This window comes from Hymenobacter sp. 5317J-9 (assembly GCF_022921075.1).
In the GTDB taxonomy this organism is placed as follows: Bacteria; Bacteroidota; Bacteroidia; order Cytophagales; family Hymenobacteraceae; genus Hymenobacter.
In genome coordinates, this window is sequence record NZ_CP095050.1 from 1876097 (window position 1) to 1901228 (window position 25132).

The 25132-nt window shown below is 64.4% G+C and carries 15 protein-coding genes; 3 read left to right on the forward strand and 12 right to left on the reverse strand.

All coding sequences use genetic code 11. The annotated features are described in order from the left end of the window. Positions 1–53: 53 nt before the first annotated feature. The 8 genes from MUN81_RS07780 to MUN81_RS07815 form a co-directional block, all read right to left on the reverse strand. Positions 54–986 carry a hypothetical protein gene (locus MUN81_RS07780; RefSeq protein WP_245116564.1) on the reverse strand — a complete coding sequence of 311 codons (933 nt, stop codon included), beginning with the start codon at positions 984–986 and terminating at the stop codon, positions 54–56. A 48-nt stretch (positions 987–1034) separates the two neighbouring features. After that, positions 1035–3074, reverse strand: coding sequence for a S9 family peptidase (locus MUN81_RS07785; protein WP_245116566.1), 2040 nt, complete (start codon positions 3072–3074; stop codon positions 1035–1037). A 16-nt stretch (positions 3075–3090) separates the two neighbouring features. Continuing rightward, positions 3091–4494, reverse strand: coding sequence for an MFS transporter (locus MUN81_RS07790; protein ID WP_245116568.1), 1404 nt, complete (start codon positions 4492–4494; stop codon positions 3091–3093). A gap of 153 nt (positions 4495–4647) precedes the next feature. Next, on the reverse strand, positions 4648–6984 hold the full coding sequence (locus tag MUN81_RS07795; RefSeq protein ID WP_245116570.1) for a S9 family peptidase: 2337 nt from the start codon (positions 6982–6984) through the stop codon (positions 4648–4650). Between the two features lie 66 nt (positions 6985–7050). After that, complete coding sequence (locus MUN81_RS07800) at positions 7051–8844, reverse strand: DUF885 domain-containing protein (RefSeq protein ID WP_245116572.1); 1794 nt, start codon at positions 8842–8844, stop codon at positions 7051–7053. Between the two features lie 166 nt (positions 8845–9010). Beyond that, a complete protein-coding gene (locus tag MUN81_RS07805) occupies positions 9011–10831 on the reverse strand; it encodes a DUF885 domain-containing protein (RefSeq protein ID WP_245116575.1) in 1821 nt (606 codons plus the stop codon). A 59-nt stretch (positions 10832–10890) separates the two neighbouring features. After that, positions 10891–11457: a hypothetical protein gene (locus MUN81_RS07810; protein ID WP_245116577.1), complete on the reverse strand. Its 567-nt coding sequence runs from the start codon at positions 11455–11457 to the stop codon at positions 10891–10893. A gap of 159 nt (positions 11458–11616) precedes the next feature. Next, complete coding sequence (locus tag MUN81_RS07815; protein WP_245116579.1) at positions 11617–14085, reverse strand: T9SS type A sorting domain-containing protein; 2469 nt, start codon at positions 14083–14085, stop codon at positions 11617–11619. Positions 14086–14560: 475 nt separating this feature from the next. On the opposite strand from MUN81_RS07815, the gene MUN81_RS07820 reads away from it, so the two are divergent. The 3 genes from MUN81_RS07820 (at position 14561) to MUN81_RS07830 (ending at position 20049) form a co-directional block, all read left to right on the forward strand. Beyond that, a complete protein-coding gene (locus MUN81_RS07820) occupies positions 14561–17680 on the forward strand; it encodes a glycoside hydrolase family 3 N-terminal domain-containing protein (RefSeq protein WP_245116581.1) in 3120 nt (1039 codons plus the stop codon). 71 nt (positions 17681–17751) lie between these two features. Continuing rightward, complete coding sequence (locus MUN81_RS07825; RefSeq protein WP_245116583.1) at positions 17752–19377, forward strand: 3-(methylthio)propionyl-CoA ligase; 1626 nt, start codon at positions 17752–17754, stop codon at positions 19375–19377. 75 nt (positions 19378–19452) lie between these two features. Beyond that, entirely contained in the window at positions 19453–20049 is a 597-nt protein-coding gene (locus MUN81_RS07830; RefSeq protein WP_245116585.1) for a transposase, read from the forward strand. A 70-nt stretch (positions 20050–20119) separates the two neighbouring features. Here the strand turns inward: MUN81_RS07830 and proC are convergent, their stop codons facing one another. The 4 genes from proC to MUN81_RS07850 all read right to left on the reverse strand — a co-directional run bounded on the left by proC (position 20120) and on the right by MUN81_RS07850 (position 25126). Beyond that, positions 20120–20920, reverse strand: a complete 801-nt coding sequence (gene proC, locus MUN81_RS07835) for a pyrroline-5-carboxylate reductase (RefSeq protein WP_245116587.1) — start codon at positions 20918–20920, stop codon at positions 20120–20122. A 140-nt stretch (positions 20921–21060) separates the two neighbouring features. Next, positions 21061–22242 (reverse strand): heparan-alpha-glucosaminide N-acetyltransferase domain-containing protein, encoded by a 1182-nt coding sequence (locus tag MUN81_RS07840; protein ID WP_245116589.1) that lies wholly within the window; start codon positions 22240–22242, stop codon positions 21061–21063. Between the two features lie 172 nt (positions 22243–22414). Further along, positions 22415–23626, reverse strand: coding sequence for an anhydro-N-acetylmuramic acid kinase (locus tag MUN81_RS07845; protein ID WP_245116591.1), 1212 nt, complete (start codon positions 23624–23626; stop codon positions 22415–22417). A gap of 174 nt (positions 23627–23800) precedes the next feature. Then, the gene (locus tag MUN81_RS07850) at positions 23801–25126 is read right to left on the reverse strand and encodes a RagB/SusD family nutrient uptake outer membrane protein (protein ID WP_245116593.1); all 1326 of its coding nucleotides are present in this window, start codon (positions 25124–25126) and stop codon (positions 23801–23803) included. Positions 25127–25132 lie beyond the last annotated feature (6 nt).

The window sequence follows — 25132 nt, forward strand, 5'->3', positions numbered from 1 at the left end:
AATAGAGCGGTGGTTGTAAGTCAATTCGAAAGGAAAAGGAATAGGTCTGAGGGTTATTTCAACTTTCGGATTTTGCCAGTAAGCACCATGCCCAAGAGTGTAGCCTGATACGCATACACGTTGCCTTCGACGCCGGTAATGCGCACGTGGAGAGTTTTCCCCTGCAGTTGAGGGCCAATGCTACTAGTAGACGAGCGTTGCGTAAGGTCGTAGCCATCTGCGTTCCACCGAACGCCATACACGATGCGAAGGTCTTTGGCGGCGTGAACCTCGATTTGAGTGGTGTCGGAGCGCTCCACTGTTACGGACTTCAGGCTCGATTCAAGGTATTGGAAGCGGCCCGTTCGAAACTTGGCGATGGCGGCGACATCAGGGGCGGTGTAAGGAGCGTCATTTATGTCCAGTGAGGCAATGAATCGGGCTTGTTGAGCAGCGTGCGCGGTGCTGGATGAATCGTTGGTCAGGCTCTGCAGCAAGTACACGCTTTGCCGAACCCGAAGGGCCCAGAGCTGGCCTTGCGTCGTCCCGTCACCAGTGGGCGCGTTCAACCGAAACCCAACGTTTAAGCCTTCAAATTTGCCAACCTTAAACCTGGTCTGGTTTACGCGAGTGGCTTGCATCGAGGTCAGTGCTCCCTGCGTGATGGTGGTGAAAAACCGGTCCTGGCCCAGCTCCGCTAACCCCGCCAAGGCTTCCCTTGGGATTTGGAGCCGCACGATGATGAAAGCGCCCGTGGCGGCAGGCGCAAAGTAGCCTTGCGCCGGATAAGTTCCTTCTGGGGGCAGCGACAACACGTGCGCAGGCGAGGGCAGTTGCACGGCCAAGTGCTCATCGACCTGAAATGGAACCCAGGGTAGAGGTTCAGTAACCACCGGCGCAAGCAAAGACGCCTCGCTTGGTCGCTTTTGGGCTTCTGAAAGCGTCGGGAGCGCCACGCCTAAGCATGCGGTAAGCACACCAGTCATCATGTTGTAGAAAAAGCTCATGCCTAGATTAAGTGCTGACGCAGCAATTTAAGAGAATCACCCTGGCCTCTACCTACTGAAAGCCGGTGCCGCTGCCCCGTCTGGCGCCAAATACCGGTCGAGCCAGTCCACCCACAGCCGGTTCCATTCGGCGCTGCGCACGGGGTCGCCGGGCACGTGGGCGGCGATGGGGAAGGCCACGAAGCGCACTGGCACGCCGTTGTCTTGCAGGGCGTGATAAAACTTGTAGGCATTGGCAATGGGCACCCGGAAGTCGTGCACGTTGTGCAGAATGAGCGTGGGCGTGTGCCAGCGCCCGGCCCGCGACAGCGGCGACTGCGCCCGGTAGCGCTCCAGGTTCTCCGCGCTCAGCCAGGGCGAGGGACCGTAGTGCCCGGCGTTGGCCACGTTGTTGTCGCTCAGGTTGTAGCTGTCCAGCAGGTCTACCACGGCCGAGGCGGCCACGGCGCAGCGCCAGCGGCGCGACTCGCCCATGAGCCAGGCCGTCATAAAGCCACCGTAGGACGCCCCACTCAGGGCAATGCGGCTGGTGTCGACCCACCCACGCTTTTCGAGCATGGCAATACCGCTTAGCACATCACGCCCCGGCCCGGCGCCGGCATCCTCCCGAATGGCCCGCTGGAAGGCATAGCCCCGGTTGTCGCTGCCCCGGTAGTTGGGTTGAAACACCACGTAGCCGCGCGCCGCCACGGCCTGCCCCAGCCCATAAAACGCCAGCCGCGAGGCGTTGGACGGCCCGCCGTGCATCATCAGCACCAGCGGATATTTGCGGGCGGGGTCGAAATCGGGCGGGTAGGTCAGGATGCCGTCGGGGCGCAGATTATCGGAGGTCCACTCCACGGCTTCCATGCGGCCCAGGGCCAGGGCCGCGGTTTCGTGGTTGAAATCGGTGAGGCGGCGCGGGCTGGCCGCGGGCGAGGCCAGGTAGTACAGCTCGGCCGGGCGGCCGGGCTCGTTGGCCGTCAGGGCCAGGGCGTTGCGGCGGCCCACGGCCATTTCCACCCAATAGCTGCCGTTGGGCGATACCGCGCCGAGGTTTAGCCGGTGGCTCTTGCCGTCCAGTCCCAGCTGCCAAATGGCCACGGTGGCCGCGTCGTTGCCGCCCACCAGCAGGCTTTTGCTGTCGGGGCTCCACAGGGCGCGCTGCAGGTTGCGGTCAAGGGAGCGGCTGAGGTGCCGCACCGGGCCACCCGCGGCGGGCACCACGTCAAATTCCAGCGACTCGAAATACGGCGCCTCGCGCGGCGTCTGGTAGCTAATCCAGCGGCCGTCGGGCGAGTAAGCCGGCAGGTCGACGCGGTGCGGGGAGCCGGGCAGCTCCCGGGCCGCACCCGTGGCCACGTCCAGCGTGTAGACTCTGGTTTCCTGGTCGCCGGTTTGGGCACTGAGGCGCAGCACGCACACCAGCGTGCGGCCGTCGGGCGCCCAGGCGAAGGGGGCCGAAGAATCGTCGGGCAGGCTCAAAGGGCCGTTCGTCAGGCGGCGGGCGGGCGCATCACCGGACGCATTCACCAGCCAGATGTGGTCGGGGGCGGGCGGGGCGGTGAGGGTGGCACTGCCGTTGCCCACTTCGAAACTGTCGTTGCCCCGGGCGACTTCGGCCGCGTTGGTAGGCGCGTCGGCCGCGGAGTAGGCGAGGGCCTGGCCGTCGGGGCGCCAGCTGTAGAGCTGCACGTTTTCCACGGCCGTGGTCAGCTGCCGCACCTCGCCCGAAGCCAGCGTCAGCACAAAAAGCTGGGTGTGCGCGTTTTTGCCCGCGCCGGTACGGGCCAGAAAAGCCACCCGGTCGCCGGTGGGCGACCAGCGCGGCTGCTTCACGGTGGGGCGGCCGGCCACCAGCACGCGCTGCCGGCCGGTGGCCACGTCTACCAGCACCACTTCGGCCTCGTTGCGATTGGTGGCGAGGTTGGGGCGCGACACGACGATGAGAATCTGCCGGCCGTCGGGCGAAAGCTGCGGGTCGCCCACGTTCACCAGCCTGCCGATGTCGGCCAGCGCAAAGCGGCGTTGGGCATGGGCCGCCGGGGCGCCAGCGCTCCACCACAACAAGCTCAGAAGCCACCAGCAATTCAGCAACCGACGTTTCATGGCCGGAAGTAACAACTCAACCCGCCAATTGCGGCTCGGCGGCGGGGGCCACGTAAGTCTTTTGGGGCAGCCGCGCCGCCACTAAGGCAAACAGTGTCACATTCACAGCCATGAGGCCCACCGTAAACCAATAAAAATTGGCGCCGTGCAGGCCGGCCAGCCACCCGCCCCGCGCAATGCTGCCATTGAGCAGGCTCAGGCCAAGGTTGGCGGTCGCAATGGTGAGCACCCACAGGGCGGTGGTGAGGCTTTTGAAAGCTTTGAGCGCGTGGGTGTACGCGTATTCCAGGCCCGTGATGGCCACCATGATGACGCCGCCCACCAGCACGCAATAGGCCAGTATCTGCCACCACGCCGAGGGGTGAGCGCCGGCATCGACGCGCAGCTGCACCACGCCGATGATGACCACGGCCAGCGCCGCAATGACCATGCCCGCGCCCATGCGCCGCAGCGGCGTCACGCGCACGCCGCGCCGCTGCAGGGCCGGGTAGAGGCCGTAGGTCAGCAGGGGGTTCAGCCCAATGCCAAACACGATGCCCGAGAGCTGAATCTGCTCGGCCAGCGGCCGGAAGCCCGGCCACAGCTCCCGGTTGAGGTGCGTGGCCTGTAGCACCCATTCCGAGGAGCTTTGCTCGTTCAGCATCCAGAGCACCGGCACGAAAATGAACACGGCCCCAATGCGGCGCAGGGCCGCCCGGCCCTCGCCAGGGCCCAGCGTTTGGCGCAGGCCGGCGCGCAGGCCAGTGGGCGGCACGCGCACGTAGCGCCGGCGGCCCAGCCAGAAAGTGAAGGCGGCCGTCGCCATCAGCAAACCCGGCACGCCAAAGGCCACCGCCGGGCCGTAGTGGGCATAGAGCAGCGGCGTGACCACCGTGGCCAGGGCCGCGCCCACGTCGATGGACATCTGAAACCAGCCAAAAGCCTTGGGCAGCAGCCCGGCGTTGGCCTGGGTGAACTGGTCGCCGAGGTTGGCCGACACGCTCGACTTGATGCCGCCCATGCCCACGGCCACCACCAGCAGCCCCAGCCGGAAGCCACTCAGGTCGTCGTGAAAAGCGGCCAGCAATGCGTGCCCGCCGCAGTACAGAATCGACAGATAGAGAATGACGCGGTACTTGCCCAGCACCCAGTCGGCCAGCAGCGCGCCCACCACCGGCAGGGCGTAGCCCAGCGCCGCAAAGGAATGTACCAAAGCGTTGGCCTGCGCCTCGGCCCCGGGCGTGAGCGTGGCCTGCTGCGTGGGGTTGAAAAACTGCGCCACCAGAAACGTGGGCAGGATGGTGAGCATGCCGTAGTAGCTGAACCGTTCGGCCACCTCGCTGCCGATGATAAACGGCAGGGCGCGCGGGAAACGAGCCGGCCCAGCCGCAGCATCAGCAGCAGGGACTTGCGGGGCGGCAGCAGCGGCGGAAGGCGTCATACTTAAATGGCAGAAAAAAAGAACGTCATGCCGAGCGTAGCCGAGGCATCTCGCGTGCAATAGTAAACCCAATCGGTTGATTTACTACCACAAGCAAGATGCCTCGGCTACGCTCGGCATGACGTTCTTCTGCTCCCTAATTCTTGCTTCCGCCTACTGCACGGCGTTGCGCGGGTCTGCCTTGGGCTGCATCTGGTAATCGTGCGGGGCCGCGGCGCCGGCCAGGTTCTGCACGAAATAGTCCCAGCGGCGACGCGTCATGTAGGGCGAGTAGGCGCCGTAGCCGTGTTGGGCGTTGGGGAACACCACCAGGTCGTAGCTCTTGTTGGCCTTGGTGAGGGCTTCGATAACGAGGAAAGTGTTGTAGGGCGGCACGTTGTCGTCCATCAGGCCGTGGGCCAGCATCAGCTTGCCTTTCAGGTTCTTGGCGAAGGTGGCGTTGGCCTGGTTGTCGTAGTTGGTGGTGCCGTCGGCGTTGGTTTTGAGCAGGCCGAGGTAGCGCTCGGCCCAGTCGTCTTCGTAGTTGCGGTTTTCGTGGTTGCCCGATTCCGAAATGCCCACCTTGAAGAAATCGGGGTAGCGAAACATGGCCGCCGCCGTGGCGTAGCCGCCCCCCGAGTGCCCCCAGATGCCGGCGCGGTCGAGGTCGATGTAGGCGTACTTCTGGGCCAGCTGCTTCATGCCGCCTACCTGGTCGGAGAGCGTGTTTTCGGCCATGTTGCCGTAGCAATTGTCGTGGTAGCTCTTGCTGCGCAAGGGGTTGCAGCTGCCCTCAATCACCACCACCACGAAGCCCAGCTCGGCCAGCGCCTGGTTGTCGTTGCGGGCCGATACGAACGACCAGCTACCCACACCGCCGCCCTGCGGCCCGGGGTAGATGTAGTTGATAATCGGGTACTTTTTGCTCTGGTCGAGATTGGTGGGCGTGAACATCAGGCCGTACAGGTCGGTCTGCCCGTCAGCGGCTTTCACCGTGATGGGCGTGGGGGCCTTCCAGCCAGTGGCGGTGAGGCGCGAAATGTCGGTTTTCTCCAGCGTCGAGAGGAGCTTGCCGTTGGCGTCGCGCAGTACGGTCACGCCCGGCTTGTCGGGCTGCGAGTAGGTATCCACGAAGTAGCGGCCCGAGGGCGCCATCATCACCTGGTGGTTGCCGGCTTCGGGCGTGAGCAGGGTAAGGTTTTTCCCGTCGAGCCCCACGCGGTAGAGGTGGGTGAAGTAAGGGTTGCCGGGCTCGCGGCCATCGGCCAGAAAGTAGGCTTGGCGCTTCTGCTCGTCCACTTTCAGCAGCTGCGTCACCACGAAGTTGCCCTTGGTAATCTGCTTCTTGACTTTGCCGCTGCCGGCGTCATACAGGTACAAGTGGCCCCAGTTGTCGCGCTCCGAATACCAGATAATCTCCTTGCTCTTGGGCAGGTAGCGCCAGTTTATTGCGCCCTGGCCCGACTCGTACTGCGTGGCTACGGTTTCCTGAAATACGTCGCGCACCGCGCCGGTGGCGGCATCGGCTACGCGCACTTTTTCCTCCTTATGGTCGCGCGAGGTCGACACAAACGCCAGCTCGCGGCCGTCGGCGCTCCAGTCCACGTCATCAAAGGTGCCGCTGCTCGAAATGTCGTCCGAGAGCGTGCCGCGGTGGGCGTCGGGCGCCATCTGGAAGCGCACCACTTTGGCAGGGTTGACTTCGATGACCACGCGCTCAATCATGGCAATGTCCTTGTCGCCGGGCAGCGGGTATTTCCAGCTTTTCAGCGTCGGATGGCCCACGTTGGTGGTCACGAGGTACATGTCGCCCACGTTGCGCTGGTCCTGCCGGAAGGTGGCGATTTTGCGCGAATCGGGCGACCAGCGCAGGATGGGCTTGTCGCTGTGCGTCCAGCCGGCGTTGTCGGTGGCATAGCCGTAGTCCTTGGCGCCGTCCGTCGTGAGCTGGGTGAGCTGGTTGGTTTTGGTGTCGCGCACCCACAGGTTGTAGTCCTTGATGAAGGCGGCCAGCTTGCCATCGGGCGACACTTCTTCGTTGGCCGTGTTGGCAGCGGCCGGGGCGGTAGCTGCGGGCGTTTCGGGGTTGATTTTACCGCTCACCACGTCGTATTTCCAGCTTTTGCCGGCGGCGGCGAAGGAAATGGCCTTGGCATCGGGCGAGAAGCTGATGCTGCGGAAGGGCAGGCGGCCGCCCTCGTAGGTTTTGCCGCTGGCCGCCGACAGCGCCGCCGCCAGCTTGGCCTGGTCGAAGGCGGCGGTGCGGGTTTTGCGGGCCGGGTCCACGAGGACGAACTCGCTGCCCTGGGCCGTGAGGGTGCGGTACCAGAACCGACCGTCGGGCAGCCAGTTGGGCTGGCCGGCGCTGTGGTCGATGAGGGCCTGGGTGTTGTAGCTCATGGCGCGCTCGGCGCGGGCGTAGTCGTCGGCCGTGAGCACCGGCCGCTGCTGGGCCGAAGCGGCCGAGGTAAAAAAAGCGGCCGCGAACAGGGCCGGTACAAGCTTGTGCATAGAATGGAGCAAAAGTGCGGGAATTCGGAACAATTGGGACCCGAAAGGTAGCGCCGTTTGGCGGGCCTAGCGCTGGCGCACGGCCCAGGCGTCCATGCGGCGTTCCAGCACCGAGAGGGGCATGCTGCCGCCGCTCAGAATCTCGTCGTGAAACGCGCGCTCATCGAACCGCTCGCCGAGCTGCTTCTGGTAGCGGGCGCGCAGCTCCTGCAGCTTCAGGGCGCCTATTTTATAGGTCAGGGCCTGGGCGGGCAGGGCCAGGTAGCGCTCCACTTCGGCCGTGGCCTCCTGCTCCGAGATGGGCTCGTTGGCCATCAGGTAGTCCACGGCCTGTTCCGGACTCAAGCCCTTGGCGTGCAGGCCCACGTCGACCACCAGGCGCAGGGCGCGGTGCATCTCGTCGCCCAGCGCCCCAATGCGTTGGTAAGGGTCTTTGAACAGGCCCAGCTCCGGCCCCAGGCTCTCGCAATACAGCGCCCAGCCCTCGCTGAACGCGGGGTAGGAGGCAAAGCGGCGAAACTTGGGCAGGCTGGTGTTTTCCTGCTGCAAGGAAATTTGGTAGTGGTGCCCGGGAATGGCTTCGTGCAAAAACAGCGACTCCATGCCCGAGGTGGTGGCAAACTTGGTGGCGTCGGGGATGGGCACGTAGAAAATGCCCGGCCGCGAGCCGTCGGGCGTGCCCCGGTTGTACTCGGCCGACGCCGTGGCGGCCCGAAAAGCTTCGGTCTGCCGAATCTCAAACGGTGACTTGGGCACCCGGCCAAAGGCCCGGGCCAAATTGGGCGAGAGGCGCGCCTGAATACCGCGAAAGGCATTCAGTACCTCGTCGGGGGTTTGGTAGGGGCTGAAGCGCGGGTTGGTGTTCAGGTAAGTAAAAAACGCTGGCAGCGTGCCCCGGAAGCCCACGCGCCGCTTCAGTAGCTCCATCTCGGCCCGAATGCGCTTCACCTCGGCCAGGCCGGTTTGGTAGATGGCGTCGGGCGTGCGGTCGGTGGTGGTCATCAGGTGCACCTGGTAGCGGTATAGCTCGGCCCCGCCGGGCACGTCGCTCAGGCCGGCGCTGGTGCGGGCCTGGGGCAGATACTCGGTTTGCAGAAAGTCGGCCAGCTTGCGATAGGTGGGCACCAGCTCCGTTTGGATGGCCTCGCGGTACGCCGCCGTTAGTCGCGCCTTGTCGGCGGCCGAAAAGTCGGCCGGAAACCGCGTCACCGGGGCATAGAATACGCTTTTGGTTGCGTCCGTGGTCACGTAGACTTGCAGCTGAGGTACCGTGCGCAGCACCAGCACGCGGGGCAGCACCACGGCCGCCTTCATGCCCAGCCGGAAGTTGACGATGGCCGAGTCAGCCCAGGCCGGAAACCGGCCCACCCGCGCCAGCCAGTTGTCGTAGTCGCGCACGGTGCGAAAAGGCTGCGCCCCGGTGCCGCCGCCCAGCTGCCCCAGCATGCTGGGCACGCTGTTGAACTGGGCAAACGGTAGCATCCATAGGTTCAGGCGCAAGCCCTCAAGGCGGGTGCGCATGTCGTACTGAAAGATGTCGTAGCTGAGCTTGTCTTCGGCCGAAAGGCGGGCCCGGTCAATGTTGAGCAGGTCGTTGAGGTAGCGGCGGTACAGCCGCTGCTGCTGCTGCCGGAAGGCCTGGGTCTGGTCGTTGGGCAGGCGGTCGTTGTAGCGGTTGTCGCCCTGGGCCATGGCCAGCAGCGGAAACAGCCGGGCCCGGTCTTCCCAATAGGCATTGAAGAGGTTGGCCAGCAGCACCCCGGCGGGGTTGGCGGCACGGCCGGCCGCAGGCGTCTGGGCCGCCACGGGGCGCGCCCACAGCAGCCAGGCCCCCAGCAATACAAACGCCAACTTGCCCATCACCGCGCGAATAAGCCGGCAATGTACGCTTTATTGCGTCGGAATGCCATCAGAAGGCCGTTTTTACCTGCTGAGCCCCGGCTTCCCAAGGCTTTTCGGGGCCGGGCCAAACAAAAAAGCGACCCGCCGAAGCCGGCGAGTCGCTCTCGAAAGGGGGAGGCGAAGCTTACTTCACGCGCGCCGCCCACGCATCCATTTTGGTTTCGAGCACGGCCAGCGGCATCGAGCCGTCCTTCAGCAGCTCGTCGTGGAAGGCGCTGAGACTGAATTTGCTGCCCAATTGCTTTTCGTATTTGGCGCGCAGTTCCCGAATTTTCAACTGGCCAATTTTGTAGCCCAGCGCCTGGCCGGGAATGGCCATGTAACGCTCAATGGCCGAAGTGGCTTCGTCGCGGGTAGTGCTCAGGTTGGCCAGCAGGTACTCAATGGCCTGCTCGCGCGTCATCTGGCGGGAGTGCAGGCCGGTGTCCACCACCAGGCGCACGGCGCGCAGCATCTCGTCGCCGAGAGCTCCCATGCGCTGGTAGGGGTCTTTGAACAGGCCCAGCTCCGGCCCCAGGCTCTCGCAATACAGCGCCCAGCCCTCTACGTAGGCATTCTGGCCGCCAAAGCGGCGGAACTTGGGCAGGCTGGTGTTTTCCTGCTGCAAAGAAATCTGGTAGTGGTGCCCGGGAATGGCCTCGTGCAAAAACAGCGACTCCATGCCCGACGTGGTGGCAAACTTGGTGGCGTCGGGAATGGGCACGTAGAAGATGCCCGGCCGCGAGCCGTCCGGCGAGCCCTGGTTGTACTCGGCCGACGCCGACGCTTCGCGGAACTTCTCGGTTTCGCGGATTTCAAACGGCGTTTTGGGTGTGCGCCCGAACATCTTCTGCAGATTGGGCAACATGCGCTGGTGAATGTTTTCAAACGCCGCCAGCACTTCTTCCGGCCTTTTGAAGGGTCGGAATTTAGGGTCTTCGTTGAGGTACTTGAAAAACGCCTGCAAGTCGCCCTTAAAGCCCACTTCGGCCTTGATGGCCTCCATCTGCTTGCGGATGCGGGCCACTTCGCTCAGCCCGGTCTGGTAGATTTCGGCCGGTGTCTTGTCGGTCGTCGTCTCGTACTTCACGTCGTAGGCGTAGATTTCCTTGCCGCCGGGCACGGCGTCGATGCCGCTGGTGGCGCGGGCCTTGGGCAGGTACTCCGTCTGGAGGAAAGCGCCCAGCTTCTGGTAGGCCGGCACCAGCTCCGTGAGGATGGCCTTTTTGTAGGCCTCGGTCAGACGGGTTTTGTCCGCGTCCGAAAAGTCCTTGGGCAGCCGTTCGATGGGGCCGTAGTACAGGCTCTTGGTCGGGTCGGTCACCACGATGTCGGGCGCCTGCAGCTGCGGTATCATGCGCTGCACCAGCACCCGGGGCAGCACCACGCCGGTGCGCATGCCCACCCGGAAGTTGGCAATGGCCGAATCGGTCCAGGCTGTGAAGCCGTGCACGCGGCCCAGCCAGTTGTCGTAGTCCTTCACCGTCTTAAACGGCTGAATGCCCTGCCCCGAGCCAAACTGCCCCAGCGTGATGGGCAGGCCGTAGAACTGGTTGGCTGGCAGCATCCACGCGTTCAGCTTCAGGCTGGCCAGCCCGTGGTTCATCTCGTAGGCAAAAATGTCGTAGCTGATTTTGTCGTTGTCGCTCAGCTTATCGCGGTCAAATTGCTGCAGCTTCGTCAGGTAGCCTTGGTAAAAGGCGCGCAGCGTGTCGCGGTAGGCGCGGGTCTGGTTGTTGGGCAGCTGGTCGTTGAAGCGGTTGTCGCCATAGGCCGTGGCCGAGAGCGGGTCGAGGCGCGACTGCTGCTCCCAGTAGGCGTTGAACAGCCCGTTCAAGCCCGTGGTCGAGTCGGCGGCCGAGCCGGCGTTTTCGGTGCCGCTGCTGGCGGTTTCGCTGGTTTTGGTTTGGTTGCAAGCCGAGGCTAGCGCGGCGGCCATGAGGCCGGCAAGGGCAATTTTTTTCATGAATGCAGGAAAAAGTTGTCGCAAGCTACGATGCCCGGCCATTCCCCGCACACCACCGGCTACTGCGCCGCCGAACCCGGCGCGCGGGCCGCCAGCCGGGCCAGCACCACCCGTCCCAAATCGGTGGCAATGCGGTCGCGGCGCCGGTCTTCGAGGCGGCGCGGCATGCCGATGACGAGGGTGCGTTCCGGCAGCTGCACGTAGAGGTCGCCGCGGTAGTCGTCGTAGTAAGCCTCGCGCCCCAGGCCCGTCATCCGCACCATGCTGCGGCGGCTATACTTGTTGCCGGCCTGGGCAATGGCAAAGGCCGAGGCGGGCCGCAACGACACCAGCACCACCGCCTCGGGGCTGTTGGGGCTGGCCGCATCCACAAACCGGCAGGCATCGCCCTGGGCCTGCTGCTGCACGTCTTGGCCCGTCAGCTCGCTCACCTCACGGGCCGTGAGCAGACCGCAGGCTTCGGTGGGCAGCGTGGCCGTGGTGTCGAGCTGCACGGCCGTGGAGCGGCCCGAGCCGCCGCTGGATTGTTCGAGGGGCGCGCCGCCGCTGCAGGCACTGAGCGCGAGGCCCAGCGCAGCCAGCGCCAGCACGCCCACGCCACGTAGCTTGGTCAAAAAAACAGTCATTGGCACGAAGCGGAAGCAGGAAAATCGACTGCCTCCCGACCCTTTACTACGGCTGCGCTCCGAAAAGGGCAACCGTTTGGCGTTTAATCCCCTTGGCACCACTACGCAAAAAGCCCCTGCACCACGTGGTACAGGGGCTTTTGCACTAGTGGTACTGCCTTACTGGCGCGCGAAGCGCTGCACCGTGCGGCCACCTTCGGTCACGAGCTCCAGCAGGTACATGCCGGCCGGCAGGGCCTGCACGCTCACGCCCGCGGCGCCGGTGGTTTCGCCCGTCATCAGCGTTTTACCCATCTCGTTCAGCACGCGGAAGCGCACCGTGCCGTCCAGGCCGTTCAGGTATACTTTGTCGCTGCTGGGGTTGGGGTACAACTCCACGGCCGCAACGGCGCTCCAGCGAGCCGACACTACGGACGAGTACGACTCCTTGCCGTCGGCGTCTACCTGGCGCAGGCGGTAGTAGTTGAGGCCGGCCAGGGGAGCGCGGTCCAGCGTGGTGTAGGTGTGCGTGGTGGTGCTGGTGCCCAGCGCCTGCACTTTCTCGATGGCGCGGAAGGTTTCGCTGTCGGTGCTGCGCTGCACTTCAAAGTAAGCGCTGTTTTTCTCCATTGCCGTGGCCCAGTCCAGGGCAATGCCGTTGCCCTTGGTGCTGGCGGCAAAGCGGGTCAGCTGCACGGGCAGCGGGTTGGTGCCGGGGAAGCCCACCGAAGCCACGGTGCTGGCCAGCGAGAAGTTGCTGTTGGTGCCGAACGTAATGAAGCTGGCCGACGTGAGCGAGCCATTGCTGGCGCTGCCGCTGTTGGCGCTGCGTCCGATGCTGCTCCACGGACCGGTGGGGGCGTCGCTTTTGGCCATCACAAAGCTGGCGAGAGCGGGGTCGGTCACGAAGTCATCCGCCGCAAAGCTCAGCGTGACGGTGCCCGAAAAGCTGCCCAGCGCCACGTCGGGGGCCAGGCGCACGTAGCGCTTAAACGACACGTGGTCCAAGGGCGCCGACACGACTTGAGCCGGTGCCGTGTCCATGATTTCGCCAATGTAGTTCACCGTGCTGCTGCTGTTCTGCGTGTTGACGTTGAGCGTGAAAGGACGATAAATGTTGTTTTTGCCCACCGGATACAGCAGGCTGAGGGGCGCACCGGCCACCACGGTAGCTGGCGCCTGGCGGGCCAGGTAGCCGCTCACGTGGCTGGCGTTGCTGCCCCCGGTCACGGTGGCGCCGCTGGCCAGGGTAAGCAGGGTGCCCGCGGCGCGGTCGGTGTAAATCAAGCCCGCCGTCAGCACCAGGCCGCGCCGCACGGTGAAGGCCCGGCCCACGGTTAAGCCCGCCGTGTTGTTGATTTCGAACAGGGTGTTGTTGCCAAAGGCCATCGAGGCCGAGCCCTGGATGGCCTGAGCTGAGGTGCCGGCGAAGGTCACCGTGCTGGCGGCACCCTGCGAAAAGCTGAGTGCCCCGTCGTTGCTCACATTGGCGCCAAATTTCACGTTGCTGGCGGCCCCGTTAAAAGTAAGAGCGCCCGAACTCGTGACAATCACCGCGTCGTTGAGCAGTACGTTGCCCGAAACAGTCGGCGTGTAGGATACGTTGCTGGTCAGCAGGGCGCTGCCCAGCACGGTTAGTTCGCTGGCCGTGGCCGGAACGAAATTCAGGACGCCGCCAAATGCCTTGAGGTCGCCGCCAATGAAGACGCCGCCCGTGGCGCCGGTTCCCGTCACGTTCAGGTTGGCGGTGCCCGAGGTGGCGGTGAGGTCGTTGGCAATGGTCAGGCGCTGGCTGCCCGCTACCGTGGTCGTCACGGTGCCGGCAAATTCCAGGTTGCCGTAGGTTTGGCCCACGTCCGAGAACGTGCCGCTGTAATAAATGTACTTGGTGCCCGATGCAAAGGTGGTGACCGCCGTGGTGCCCGTGCCGAAGGGGGCAATGCCGCTGCGCTGTTTGAAGTTGGCGCCGTTGACGTACCGCACCGAGCCAGCCGGCACCACGTCGGAAAAGTCAGCAAGTTGGGAGCCACTGGAACCTACTACCGTGTTGGCACCCGTTGTACCGAAGGGGTTTCCCGTCAGGTTGGCAACGGTGGTGGTGGAGCCGCTGCCCGAAAACGTCAAGCCTGCTGCATCGGTGGCCAGCAGGCGCGACACGTTGCCGCAGTCAAACGCGATATTGCCCGTCACCAGGCCTTTCTTGCCCGTGCCGATTTTGATGTGCAGGAAACGGTTGGCGGTTTGGCCCGACGCCGCGAACGTGATGCTGGAGCCGCCCTCCACAAAAAAGTCGTCGGCGTTCGGCGACGCCGTGCCCCCGGCCACGTTGATGATGCTGCCGTCGTTGCCGTTGGTGGGGCCGGCAATCACGATGTTGGCTCCGTTCACGACGCGCATCCGTCCAATCGTTTCGCTGAACGCAGCGTTACCTCCGTTGCCGTAGGTCACGATGAGGGGACTCGGAAAGTTGGCGTTGATGGTGCCATCAAATACCAGCACGTCGTTGGTGGCTGGGTTGGTGCGGGTCGAGCCGCCGCCGCCAGTCTGGGTGTTCCAGTTGCCAGCATCGTTCCATCTGTTGCTGGCCGAGCCCCTCCAGTAGTAGGTGGTTTGGGCTGACGCGCCGAGCGACCCGCCAAGCAGAGTCACAACTATCAGCAGCGCTTTCTTTAAAGCGGCACTCCCGTTCCACGCAGCAGAAGCCCTCAAAAAGATGAAAGTAAAGTTTGTCATAAATAGGAAAAATAGGGTTTTAATCCCTTTAAGCAGGATTTTGCGGTGGCAATGTATGAACAAAACTTGTCACTTTATGGCCTTTTTTTATTAAATAACGTAGCGTCTTAAAAAAAGCCCCTTGTTGATAATGTAGCACCATTTTGTAGCACAAATATTTTTAAAATTTAATGTTTGGAAAGCTGCATTAGCTCGGCCTTGGTAGAAAAAATGAGCCCCTTTTGCCTGAATGCCCTTTTTCAGGTTTTTGTACTAAGCAATGATTGGAGCGGATGACTGCGCCACAGCGAAGTCCGACGCCAATGGGCGATGAGCAAGGGAGCGAGTACTTGGCCCGGGGCCAGGAAGTACTTTCGTAATTCCAATTCACATGCTTCTTCCCGGTTTCCCATTGCGTCTTCCCACCCTTATTCCGTTCCTGCTGTTGTTGGCGTGCCCGCTGCTGGGCCAAGCTCAAGCGCGCTCCGGCGCTGCCAAGCCCCGACAAGCCGCCCGGCCGCAGCCCAAGGCCGCCAAAACCAAAGCTGCGCTCGCTAAAAAAACCAAAGGCAAGCCTGCGGCCGCGCCCGGCGCTAAAAGCCCCGCTTTCACCCGCTACCTGCACTCGCCGTGGGTCGATAGCCTGATGCGGGCCCTCACGCCCGACCAGCGTGCGGCCCAACTCTTCATGGTGGCCGCCTACTCCAACCGTCGCCGCATCGACGAAGACTCCATTTCCACTCTTATCAGGCAGTACGGCATCGGGGGGCTGATATTCTTTCAGGGCGGCCCGGGCCGGCAGGCGCGCCTGCTCAACCGCTACCAGAGCCAGAGCCGCGTGCCGCTGCTGGTGGCCATGGACGGCGAATGGGGCGTGGGCATGCGCCTCGACAGCGTGGTGAAATTCCCGTACCAGATGAGCCTGGGCGGCGAAACCGATACCACGCTGCTGTATGACATGGGCCGCGAGGTGGCGCAGCAGTTCAAGCGGCTGGGCATGCACGTCAACTTCGCGCCGGTGGTCGACGTGAATAACAACCCCGCCAACCCCGTCATCGGCTTTCGGAGCTGGGGCGAAAACCCGGCCGCCGTGGCCCGCGACGGCCGCCAATACATGCGCGGCATGCAGGACGCCGGCATTCTGGCCGTGGCCAAGCACTTTCCTGGCCACGGCGACGTGGACGCCGATTCGCACCTGGCCCTGCCCACGGTGCGCGTCGACCGGCGCCGACTCGACTCGCTGGAACTGCCGCCCTTCCGCAGCCTCATGGCCGGCGGGCTGGGCGGCGTGATGGTGGCCCACCTCAACGTGCCGGCCCTGGACACGGTGCCGGGCCCCAGCACGTTGTCGCGGCCCATCATCAACGACCTGCTGCGCGATGAGATGGGCTTTAAAGGCCTGGTTTTCACCGATGCCATGAACATGCGCGGCGTCATCAGCATGTTTGAGCCGGGCGAGGCCGACGTACGCGCCCTCATTGCCGGCAACGACATTCTGGAGTTCAGCAAGAACATTCCGTTGGCCCTGCGCATGGTGCGCGCCGCCGTGGACAGCGGCCGCCTCACCCAGCAGGAAATCGACGTGCACTGCCGCCGCGTGCTGGCCCTCAAGCAGTGGGCCGGCCTGAACCACTACCGGCCCATCGATACCCGCAACCTCTACCAAGACCTCAACGCGCCGCACGCGCAGTACCTCAGCCACCGCCTTACCGAGCTGAGCATCACGCTGCTGCGCAACCAGAAGAACCTGCTGCCCCTGCAGCGCCTCGACACGTTGCGCATTGCCACGCTGGTGCTGGGCGGCTCTCCGCGCGATACCACGGAGTTTCAGCGGGCCGTGGCCGACTATGCTCCCGCGGCGCATTTCCACGCCTCGGCCACGCCCACGCTGGACGAAATGATAAAGCTGCGCGCCGCCCTCAAATCCTACAACGTGGTGCTGGTGGGCCTGCAAAGCCTGGGCCGCCTGCCGGCCACCAGCTTCGGCATCACGCCCGAAACCAACCTGCTGCTGCGCGAGCTGGTGGACCAGAAGCAAACGCTGGTGCTCAGCGTGTTTGGCTCGGCCTATGCCGTGGCCAAGGTGCGCGACCTGGACCGCGCCGCGGCCGTCATCATGGCCTATCAGGAGAGCGATAATGCCCAGAGCTTGGCCGCGCAGGCTATTTTTGGCGGCATCGGGGCCGCCGGCAAGCTGCCCGTGACGGTGAGCGACCGGTACCCGCGTGGCTTCGGGCTGCGCACGGCCGCGGGCTTCCGCCTGCGCTACGCTAACCCCGAGGACGAAAACATGGACCCGCGCCTCGAAGCCCGCGTCGACAGCCTGGTGGGCCGGGCCCTGGCGGCGCAGGCGTTTCCGGGCGCGCAGGTGCTCATTGCCCGCCGGGGCACCGTGGTGCTACGCAAAAGCTATGGTAACCAGACGTATGCGGGCTTCGGTGATGCAGTAGTTGAGGCTAAAAAGAAAAAGAAAGACGAGCCCGCGACGGCTAAAGCGGTGAGCGTGCCGCGCCCCGTGCGCAACGACGACCTCTACGACCTGGCCTCAATGACCAAGCTCATGGCCGCCACGCCGGCGCTGATGAAGCTGCAGGGCGCGGGCAAATTCAGCCCCGACAGCACCATGGGCAACTACTTTGGCTTCCTGCGCGGCACCAATAAGGCCGACCTGAAGATGCGTGACGTGCTGGCCCACCAGGCCAGCCTCAAAGCCTGGATTCCGTTTTGGCAGGAATTGCGGAAGAAAAACGGCGAAATGCGCCGCCGCTATTTCCGGCCGGATTCGTCGGCGCGGTTTCCGCTGCCAGCGGCGCAGGGTTTGTGGGCGCGCAAGAATTTGCCAGCCCGAATCTATAAGGAGATAGGGGAGTCGCCGCTGAACGAGAAACCCGGCTACGTGTATTCGGACCTGTCCTTCATCTTGTACCCGGAGCTGGTGAAGGCCCGGACGGGGCAGACGTTTGACGCCTTTCTGCAGAAAGAAATATACCGTCCGCTGGGCGCCACTACGTTGGGTTTCCGGCCTACCAACCGCTTCCCGCTGGCTCGCATCGTGCCCACGGAGGTGGATTCGGCCTTCCGGCGCCAGCTGCTGCACGGCACCGTGCACGACGAAGGCGCGGCCCTGCTGGGCGGCCTTTCGGGCCACGCCGGCCTGTTCGGCGATGCCAACGACGTGGCCAAGCTCGCCCAGACCTACGCCTGGGGCGGGCGCTACGGCGGCCAGCAGGTGTTCGGCAGAGACGTCATGACCGAGTGGACCCGCTGCCAGTTCTGCCCCGACAACCGCCGCGCCCTGGCCTTTGACCGCCCGGCGGCCAACCCCACGGTGAACTCGGCCAAAAGCGCTTCGCAGCGCAGCTACGGGCACACCGGCTTCACGGGCACCTACTTCTGGGTCGAGCCCGAGAAAGACCTGGTGGTCATCCTGCTCACCAACCGCGTGCACCCCACGCGCCGCAACAACAAGCTGACTGAACTGAGCGTGCGCTCCTCGCTGCTGCAGCTGGCCATCGAGGCGGTGCAGAAGTAGGAGCGGGGAGTGGCAAGTTAAAAGCCCGACTGTTACCTTACGGGCATCTTCCCATTCCCACCCCGCTTCCTATGCTAGGACTGATGATGGCCCAGCCACTGCGCGTGGCCACAATTATCGAGCACGCCGCCAAGTGGCACGCCGATACCGAAATCGTGTCGCGCCTGCCCGAAGGGGGCATCCACCGCTATACCTACGCCGCGGCCAACGCCCGTAGCAAGCAGCTGGCCAATGCCCTGCTCAGGCTGGGCATCGAGAACGGCGACCGGGTGGGCACCCTGGCCTGGAACACGCACCGCCATTTCGAGCTCTACTACGGCGTGGCCGGCATCGGGGCGGTGTGCCACACCATCAATCCGCGGCTGTTTCCGGAGCAGCTCGTCTACATCATCAATCACGCCGAAGACCGGCTGCTGTTCTTCGACCTCACCTTTCTGCCCCTGGTGGCGCGGCTGGCGTCCGTGTGTCCGACGGTGGAAAAGTGGGTGCTGATGGCCGGCCCCGAGCACCTGCCGGCCCATTCCGAGCTGCCCGGCCTGTGCAGCTACGAAGACCTGCTGGCCGCCGAGACGGCCGACTACGAGTGGCCCAGCTTCGACGAAAACACGGCCTGCTCGCTGTGCTACACCTCCGGCACCACCGACCAGCCCAAGGGCGTGCTCTATTCACACCGCTCCACGCTGCTGCACGCGCTGGGCATCTCGCTGCCCGATGCGCTGGGCTGCTCGGCCCTCGACGTGATAATGCCCGTGGTGCCCATGTTCCATGTCAACGCCTGGGGCTTGCCCTACGCGGCCCCGCTCAACGGCGCCAAGCTGGTGCTGCCCGGCGCCGGCATGGACAGCGCCAGCCTGTTTGAGCTGATGGAAAATGAGAGCGTCACCTTCTCGGCCGGCGTGCCCACCATCTGGCTGGCCCTGCTGCAGTTCATGCGCGAAGGGCAGCGGCAGTTCAGCACTCTGCGGCGCACGGTGGTGGGCGGCTCGTCGTGCCCGCCGGCCTTGATGAAAGCGTTTGAAAACGAGCTGCACGTCACCATCACCCACGCCTGGGGCATGACTGAAACCAGCCCCTTGGGCACCGCCAGCCGCCTGCAGGCCCAGCAGCAGACGCTGAGCGACGAAGAAAAAGACGCCCTGCTGGCCACCCAGGGCCGGGCCGTGTTCGGCGTCGACATGAAGATAGTGGGCGACGACGGCCAGGAGCTGCCGCACGACGGCGTGGCCTTCGGCGACCTGCTGGTGCGGGGGCCTTGGGTAGTGCGCGACTACTTCCGCAGCCACACGCCCGGCGAGCTCACCGCCGACGGCTGGTTCCGCACCGGCGACGTGGCCACCATCGACCCCGACGGCTTCATGCACATCACCGACCGCTCGAAAGACGTCATCAAGTCGGGCGGCGAGTGGATTTCCAGCATCGACCTCGAAAACCTGGCCGTGGCCCACCCCGCCGTGGCCGAAGCTGCCGTCATCGGGGTGCCCAGCGCCAAGTGGAGCGAGCGTCCGCTGCTGGTAGTAGTCCGTCGGCCCGGCATGGATGTTTCAGCGCAGGAACTGCTTGATTTTTTTAAAGGCAAAGTGGCCAGGTTCTGCGAGCCCGACGCCGTGGAATTTGTGGACCAGCTGCCGCACACCGCCACCGGCAAAATTCTCAAAACGCAGCTGCGCAAGGACTTCGCTGAGTACTCGGTGGAGTAGTACCACCAAGCTGTGCTTGGTAGCGGCATCGCCCCGGCCACCGGAACCAAGCGCGGCTTTGTGGTACCTTGCCGCATGGAGCTGACCTATTACCAGCGTTTTCTGCCGCATATACTAGGTGCGGGGGAGTCCTACTTCATCACGTTTCGCCTAGCAGGCTCGCTGCCCCGCGAGGTGGTGCTGCGGTTGATGGAAGAACGTGAGCTTCTACGCAAAAGCGCGGCAGCGTCGCCTGCCACTCAGCCGCGTGAGGGCTTTTTCAGCACTTTCGATGGCGTGCTTGACCGGTCCGACCACGGGCCGTGCTACCTGTGCGGCGCAGCCGAGTCGGCCATCGTAAAAGCTGCCTTGCATTACGCCGACGGGCCCGGCTATGAGCTGCTGGCTTACTGCGTGATGCCCAACCATGTGCATTTGGTAGTGCACCTGCCGCTGGAAATCGTTACCCCGCTGGCCCGGACGCTACAACGGCTTAAAAGCCACACCGCCCGCCACCTCAACCGGCTGCGAAAGGACAACGGCAGGGTCTGGCAGCGCGAAAGCTACGACCACCGCATTCGTAATGCGCGGGAGCTGGCGGCCACCATTGCCTACACCCTCAACAATCCGGTGAAGGCCGGCTTGGCCGCCGACTGGCAGCAGTGGCCCCATAGCTACTGGCGCGAGGAGTAAGGGTACCACCAAGCTGTGCATGGTGTCGTTAGGGAGGTTTGCTCGCGGTACCAAGCACAGCTTGGTGGTACTACTTCCCCAATTCCTCGGCCCGGTCTCGCGCCGCTTTGGCCCCGGCCACCAGCCCTTCGCGCACCTGGCCCGCGCCAAAGGCTTTAAGCGCGGCTTCCGTGGTGCCGCCCTTGGAAGCCACTCTGGCAATCCACTCCTCGCAGCTCAGGCCCGATTGCGAGTATAGCTCCACCGCGCCGCGGAAGGTCTGGCTCACCAGCAACTCGGCTTCGGCGGGGGCGAAGCCCATCTGGGCGGCCGCGTCCATGAGGGCGCTCATGCAGTAGTACACGTAGGCCGGGCCGCTGCCCGAAATGGCCGTGCTGGCGTCGATGGCGGCTTCGGTTTCCACGTAGACCGTCTTGCCGGTGGTGCTGAGCAGGTTCTGCACCTGCACCAGTTCGGCGCGGGTCACCTCGTCGGTGCTGGTGAAAGCCGTCATGCCCATGCCGATTTGGGCCGGGAGGTTGGGCATGGCCCGAATGATTTTAGGCGTGCCCAGAGCCTCGCGCAGGGTGGCAATGCGCACGCCCGCCATGATGCTGAGCACCACTTGCTGCGGCTGCACCAGCCCGCGCAGCACCTCAAACAGGGCCGGCGAATCCTGTGGCTTCACGGCCAAAATGAGCAGGTCGGCGCCCGGTACGCACTCGGCCGGTGTTCCCCATACCGTTCCCAACTCGTGGGCCGCCAGCGCCGCCACCCGCTCGGGCGAGCGGGCCAGCAGCCGCAAGTCGAGCCGCGAGGTGATGTGGGCACGCACGAAACTGCGGGCGTACGTCAGGCCCATGTTGCCGCCGCCGATGATGAGAATTTTCATGAGATGTATTGCATAGACTACTACAAGAACGTCATGCAGAGCGCAGCGAAGCATCTCGCTTGGGACAAGTACTCATTTACTCAAGCAGGCGAGATGCTTCGCTGCGCTCTGCATGACGTTCTGTTTCATCCCGCCCAAACTCACACCTTCAGCACCACGCCCTTCTTGTACATCCAGCTCAGAATGAAATACCAGATGATAATCAGCGTAATGGCCCCGGCGGCCGAAGCCATGCGCGGGTCGTTGAAGTGCGGGGCAATACCCCACTCGTAAAGCCATTCCTTCACGCCGCCGGTTTTGCCGTTCGGCAGCGGCAGCGTGAACAGCCCGAACGTGCGCGAAAGCAGCGCCGACAGGCAGAATACCAGGATGGCGTTGACGCCGTAGACCACGGCCGGGCGCGTCCAGGCGCGGTGGCCCTGCACGTCGCAAATCCAGTAGAGGGCCGCCAGGCTGGCCATGGCCAGGCCGCCGGTGTAGAGCACGTAGGAGCTGCTCCACAGGGCTTTGTTGATGGGGAACCACGGCGCCCAAATCAACCCCAGCAGGATGATGGCGCCGCTGGCCACGAATATCCAGGCCACTTTGGTGGCGGGCTCCTGGTCTTTGCGGCGCAGCCACTGGGCCGTGAGCGCGCCCAGCAGGCCGGTGGCCAGGGCGGGCAGCGTGCCCAGCAGGCCCTCGGGGTCCCAGGTTTTGCTTTGTTTCCAGAGGTGGGGCTCGGTGAACACCAGCCGGTCGAGCCAGGCGCCGAGGTTGGTGCTGGGCTCCAGGTTGGCCGGGCCGAAGCCGGGCACGGGCACCAGCTGCATCAGCACCGCGTAGCCGATGAGAAAGCCAACGACGAGCCAGGCCTGCGTGCGCCAGCTGGTTTTCAGAAAAATGAAGCTGCAGCCCAAAAACACCAGCGCAATGCGCTGCAGCACCCCCATAATGCGCACTACCGGGAAATTGAATTTGGGATACAGCGACAGCAGCAGGCCCAGGCCAAACAACACCGCCGCGCGGCGCAACACCCGCCACAGCACCGAGCCTTGCGGCCCGCCCTGGCGCTTCACCCCGTCGAGGGCGTACACCAGGCTCACGCCCACGATGAACAGGAAAAACGGGAAAATGAGGTCCGTCGGCGTACAGCCGTTCCACTCGGCGTGCTCCAGCGGCGGGTAGATGTGGCCCCAGTCGCCGGGGTTGTTTACCAAAATCATGGCCATCACGGTCAGGCCGCGGAAGACGTCGAGGCTGATGAGGCGACCCGGCTGCGAGGCTTCGGCCAGGGGCAGCGTGCCGGTGGTGTCGAGGGCGGCTTGGGTGGTGGAGTTCATGGGTGGAAGGTCAGAAATAGACTCTTTGAGAAACTAAAAGAACGTCATGCTGAGCTTGTCGAAGCATCTCTACCGCGAAGAGTAACTAATTACTTGCGCGGTAGAGATGCTTCGACAAGCTCAGCATGACGGGCTGTGTTTGTGCTGGCCCTGATGTTCTGTACCGGTACCATCACCCCGGAAACGAAACCTTGCCCATACCTACCGCGGGCACCCGCTGCCGGCCCGCGCCAATGGCCACGGGCTGGCCGGCCACGGCCTCATTGGCCAGCACGGCAAACAAAATAGCTTCCTTGGCGTCGCCCGACACGCCTAGCACGTCGGTGCTGGCGAAGCGGGCGGCGGGCAAATAACGCCGCAATGCTGCCAGCAGGGCGGGGTTGTGGGCCCCGCCACCACTGGCATACACTGCTGTCGGCGCGGGCCGCTCGGCAAAGGCGGCTTGCACGGCCCGCGCCACGCCCACAGCGCTGAGCTCGGCCAGCGTGGCCAGGGTGTCTTCCAAACCCAGCGTTTCGGTGGCGCTGCGGCGTTGGGCTTCAGACAGGTAAGTGGTGCTGAATAGCTCGGGGCCGGTGGTTTTAGGCAGCGGGGCGCTGAAAAACGGGTGGTCGAGCAGAGCCGTGAGCAGGCTTTCGTGCACGCGGCCGGCCAGGGCCAGGCGGCCGTCTTCGTCGTAAGCCATTTCGGGGCGGTGGGCGCGCACGGTGGCGTCGAGCAAGGTGTTGCCCGGGCCGGTGTCGGTGCTGAAGGCGGTGGTGGCGTCGCCGCCGACGCGGGGCAGGTAGGTAAAATTGGCAATGCCGCCGAGGTTGAGCAGCAGCCGTTCCTCGTCGGCACTGCTCAATAGCAGAAAGTCGCCATAGGCCGCCAGTGGGGCGCCCTCGCCGCCGGCCGCTACGTGCTTCTGCCGAAAGTCGCTGAGGGTGATGATGCCAGTGCCCACGGCCACGTGGTCGCCGTCGCTGAGCTGCAGGGTTGCGTTCAGGTCGAAATCGGGGTGCTGATGCTGGTGGCGCGGGGCGTGGTAGATGGTCTGGCCGTGGCTGGCGATGAGGTCGATTTCGGTGGCGGCAATCTGCCATTCGCGCAGGCAGTCCAGAATGGCAGCGGCATGCAGCTGGCCCAGCCAGGGGTTCAGCAGCGTGAGAAACTCCAGGCTCACCTGCTCGCGGGCAAACACTTTGCGGATGCGGACCTTGGTGTCATCGGAATAGGGTACCGTCTGAAAACGCTCCAATTCCAGCTGGGTGCCGGGGCCGTGGCCCGTCAGGCGGCACAGCGCCACGTCCAGCCCATCGAGCGAGGTGCCCGACATCAGGCCGATGATGCGGCGGCTGGGTTGCGCGGCGAGTTGGCAAAGGCGGGCGAGGTGGGAGTTCATTTTCTCGAGAAAGCGCGAGGCGCTGCGGAAGGTAGGAAAAGCAAAAGAACGTCATGCTGAGCGCAGCCGAAGCATCTCGCATGCGGCAGTAATCCTAACGATTGGTTTACGACCACACGCGAGATGCTTCGCTGCGCTCTGCATGACGTTCTAGCAGACGCCCCTCCGCCGCCCCTAAATCAGCGGGTCAGTCGGGGTCTGCGAGTTGTTTTCGCGCTCCACGCGGGGGTAGGGGTAGAAGTTGCGGTTGCGCTCGGCGCCGGCCGCGCCCGGGCCGGGGCGCCCAAACCGCCGGCTGTCTTCGAGCCGGAAGCCTTGGAAGGCCAGTTCGATGCTGCGGTTGCGCAGAATGTCCGTCAGCACGTCGGCCTGGGTGGCGGGGCCGGAGTAGGCCGGCAGGCCCGCCCCCGGCAGCGTGAGCAGCAGGCCCGTGCTGGTGCTGGTGGCCGCCGCCGTGCTGGTGCGCACCCGGTTCAGCTCGGTGATGGCGTTGGGTACGTCGCTCTTGCGGGCGTAAGCTTCGGCCCGAATCAGAATCATTTCATTGGGCAGGTACACCGGAATGGGGGCGCTGTTGGCGGTGAAGAAGCCCGTGCCCAGGTTCTGGGTGGGCAGCGGGGCCGGGCTGATGCGCAGCAGCGCGGGCAGGCGCCGGTCGCCCGACTCGGGGGCCAGCGCGCCGGTCAGGCCCAGGCTGGTGTTGAAGGGCTCGAACACGTTGCGGTTGCCGAAGGCCACTTCAAACAGCGGGTTGCGGGTGTTGTCGTCGAAGTTGAACACCGACCGTTTGGTAAGGTCCACGCGGCCGGCGGCGGCCAAGGCCTTGTCGTAGTCGCCGGCCTGCAGGCTGTAGCGCGCAATCAGGGCCTGAATGGTGTTGGGCAGGTCGATGCCGGGCACAATCTTGGCGTTGAAGTCGGCCGACACCGGCGCAGCGGCCAGCTGCGTGGCCGCCGTTTCGAGCTGCGCCACGGCATTTTGCAGCAGCTGCACGCGGGGCACAAAAGCTGCATTTTCCTGCACCGTGAGCGGCGCGCTCTCGAAAAACTGCGCCAGCGTGCCCAGCGCCAGCGCCCGGAAAATGCTGGCGTAGGCCACAATGCCGCTGCGGGTGCCTGCTTCGGTGGCGTTGCCGGCGTTGGCCAGCACCAGGTCGGCGTTGGCTTTCACCAGGTTGGCTTGCGTCCAGAGGTTGCGAATGACGATGTTGCTGTTCGTGACGTTGCCAGCGCCTAAGCTCACGTTGTATTCTTCAATGTTGCCCACGTTCAGAATGGTGAGTTCCTTGGTGCTGAGGCCGCCGGCCGCCACCGCGTTATACAGCACACTGAGCGCGCCGCCGGTGGTATAGCGGGCCTGCAGGCCGTTGCAGAGCGTGATGAGGCCGTCGGACGACGTCACGACCTGCTGTTCGCTGGCCGCGCTGGGGTTCAGGTATTCTTTGTTGCAGCTGCCGAGCGACAACGCCAGCAGGGCCGCGAGGATGGTATATTTTTTCATGGCGAT

What these genes read in the sequence shown, in the direction of transcription:
- MUN81_RS07810 (WP_245116577.1), bottom strand. Translation starts at nt 11,457, where the DNA reads ATGACTGTTTTTTTGACCAAGCTACGTGGCGTGGGCGTGCTGGCGCTG.
- MUN81_RS07840 (WP_245116589.1), bottom strand. Translation starts at nt 22,242, where the DNA reads ATGAACTCCACCACCCAAGCCGCCCTCGACACCACCGGCACGCTGCCC.
- MUN81_RS07830 (WP_245116585.1), top strand. Translation starts at nt 19,453, where the DNA reads ATGGAGCTGACCTATTACCAGCGTTTTCTGCCGCATATACTAGGTGCG.
- MUN81_RS07785 (WP_245116566.1), bottom strand. Translation starts at nt 3,074, where the DNA reads ATGAAACGTCGGTTGCTGAATTGCTGGTGGCTTCTGAGCTTGTTGTGG.
- MUN81_RS07800 (WP_245116572.1), bottom strand. Translation starts at nt 8,844, where the DNA reads ATGGGCAAGTTGGCGTTTGTATTGCTGGGGGCCTGGCTGCTGTGGGCG.
- MUN81_RS07780 (WP_245116564.1), bottom strand. Translation starts at nt 986, where the DNA reads ATGAGCTTTTTCTACAACATGATGACTGGTGTGCTTACCGCATGCTTA.
- MUN81_RS07795 (WP_245116570.1), bottom strand. Translation starts at nt 6,984, where the DNA reads ATGCACAAGCTTGTACCGGCCCTGTTCGCGGCCGCTTTTTTTACCTCG.
- MUN81_RS07845 (WP_245116591.1), bottom strand. Translation starts at nt 23,626, where the DNA reads ATGAACTCCCACCTCGCCCGCCTTTGCCAACTCGCCGCGCAACCCAGC.
- MUN81_RS07825 (WP_245116583.1), top strand. Translation starts at nt 17,752, where the DNA reads ATGCTAGGACTGATGATGGCCCAGCCACTGCGCGTGGCCACAATTATC.
- MUN81_RS07790 (WP_245116568.1), bottom strand. Translation starts at nt 4,494, where the DNA reads ATGACGCCTTCCGCCGCTGCTGCCGCCCCGCAAGTCCCTGCTGCTGAT.
- MUN81_RS07850 (WP_245116593.1), bottom strand. Translation starts at nt 25,126, where the DNA reads ATGAAAAAATATACCATCCTCGCGGCCCTGCTGGCGTTGTCGCTCGGC.
- proC (WP_245116587.1), bottom strand. Translation starts at nt 20,920, where the DNA reads ATGAAAATTCTCATCATCGGCGGCGGCAACATGGGCCTGACGTACGCC.
- MUN81_RS07805 (WP_245116575.1), bottom strand. Translation starts at nt 10,831, where the DNA reads ATGAAAAAAATTGCCCTTGCCGGCCTCATGGCCGCCGCGCTAGCCTCG.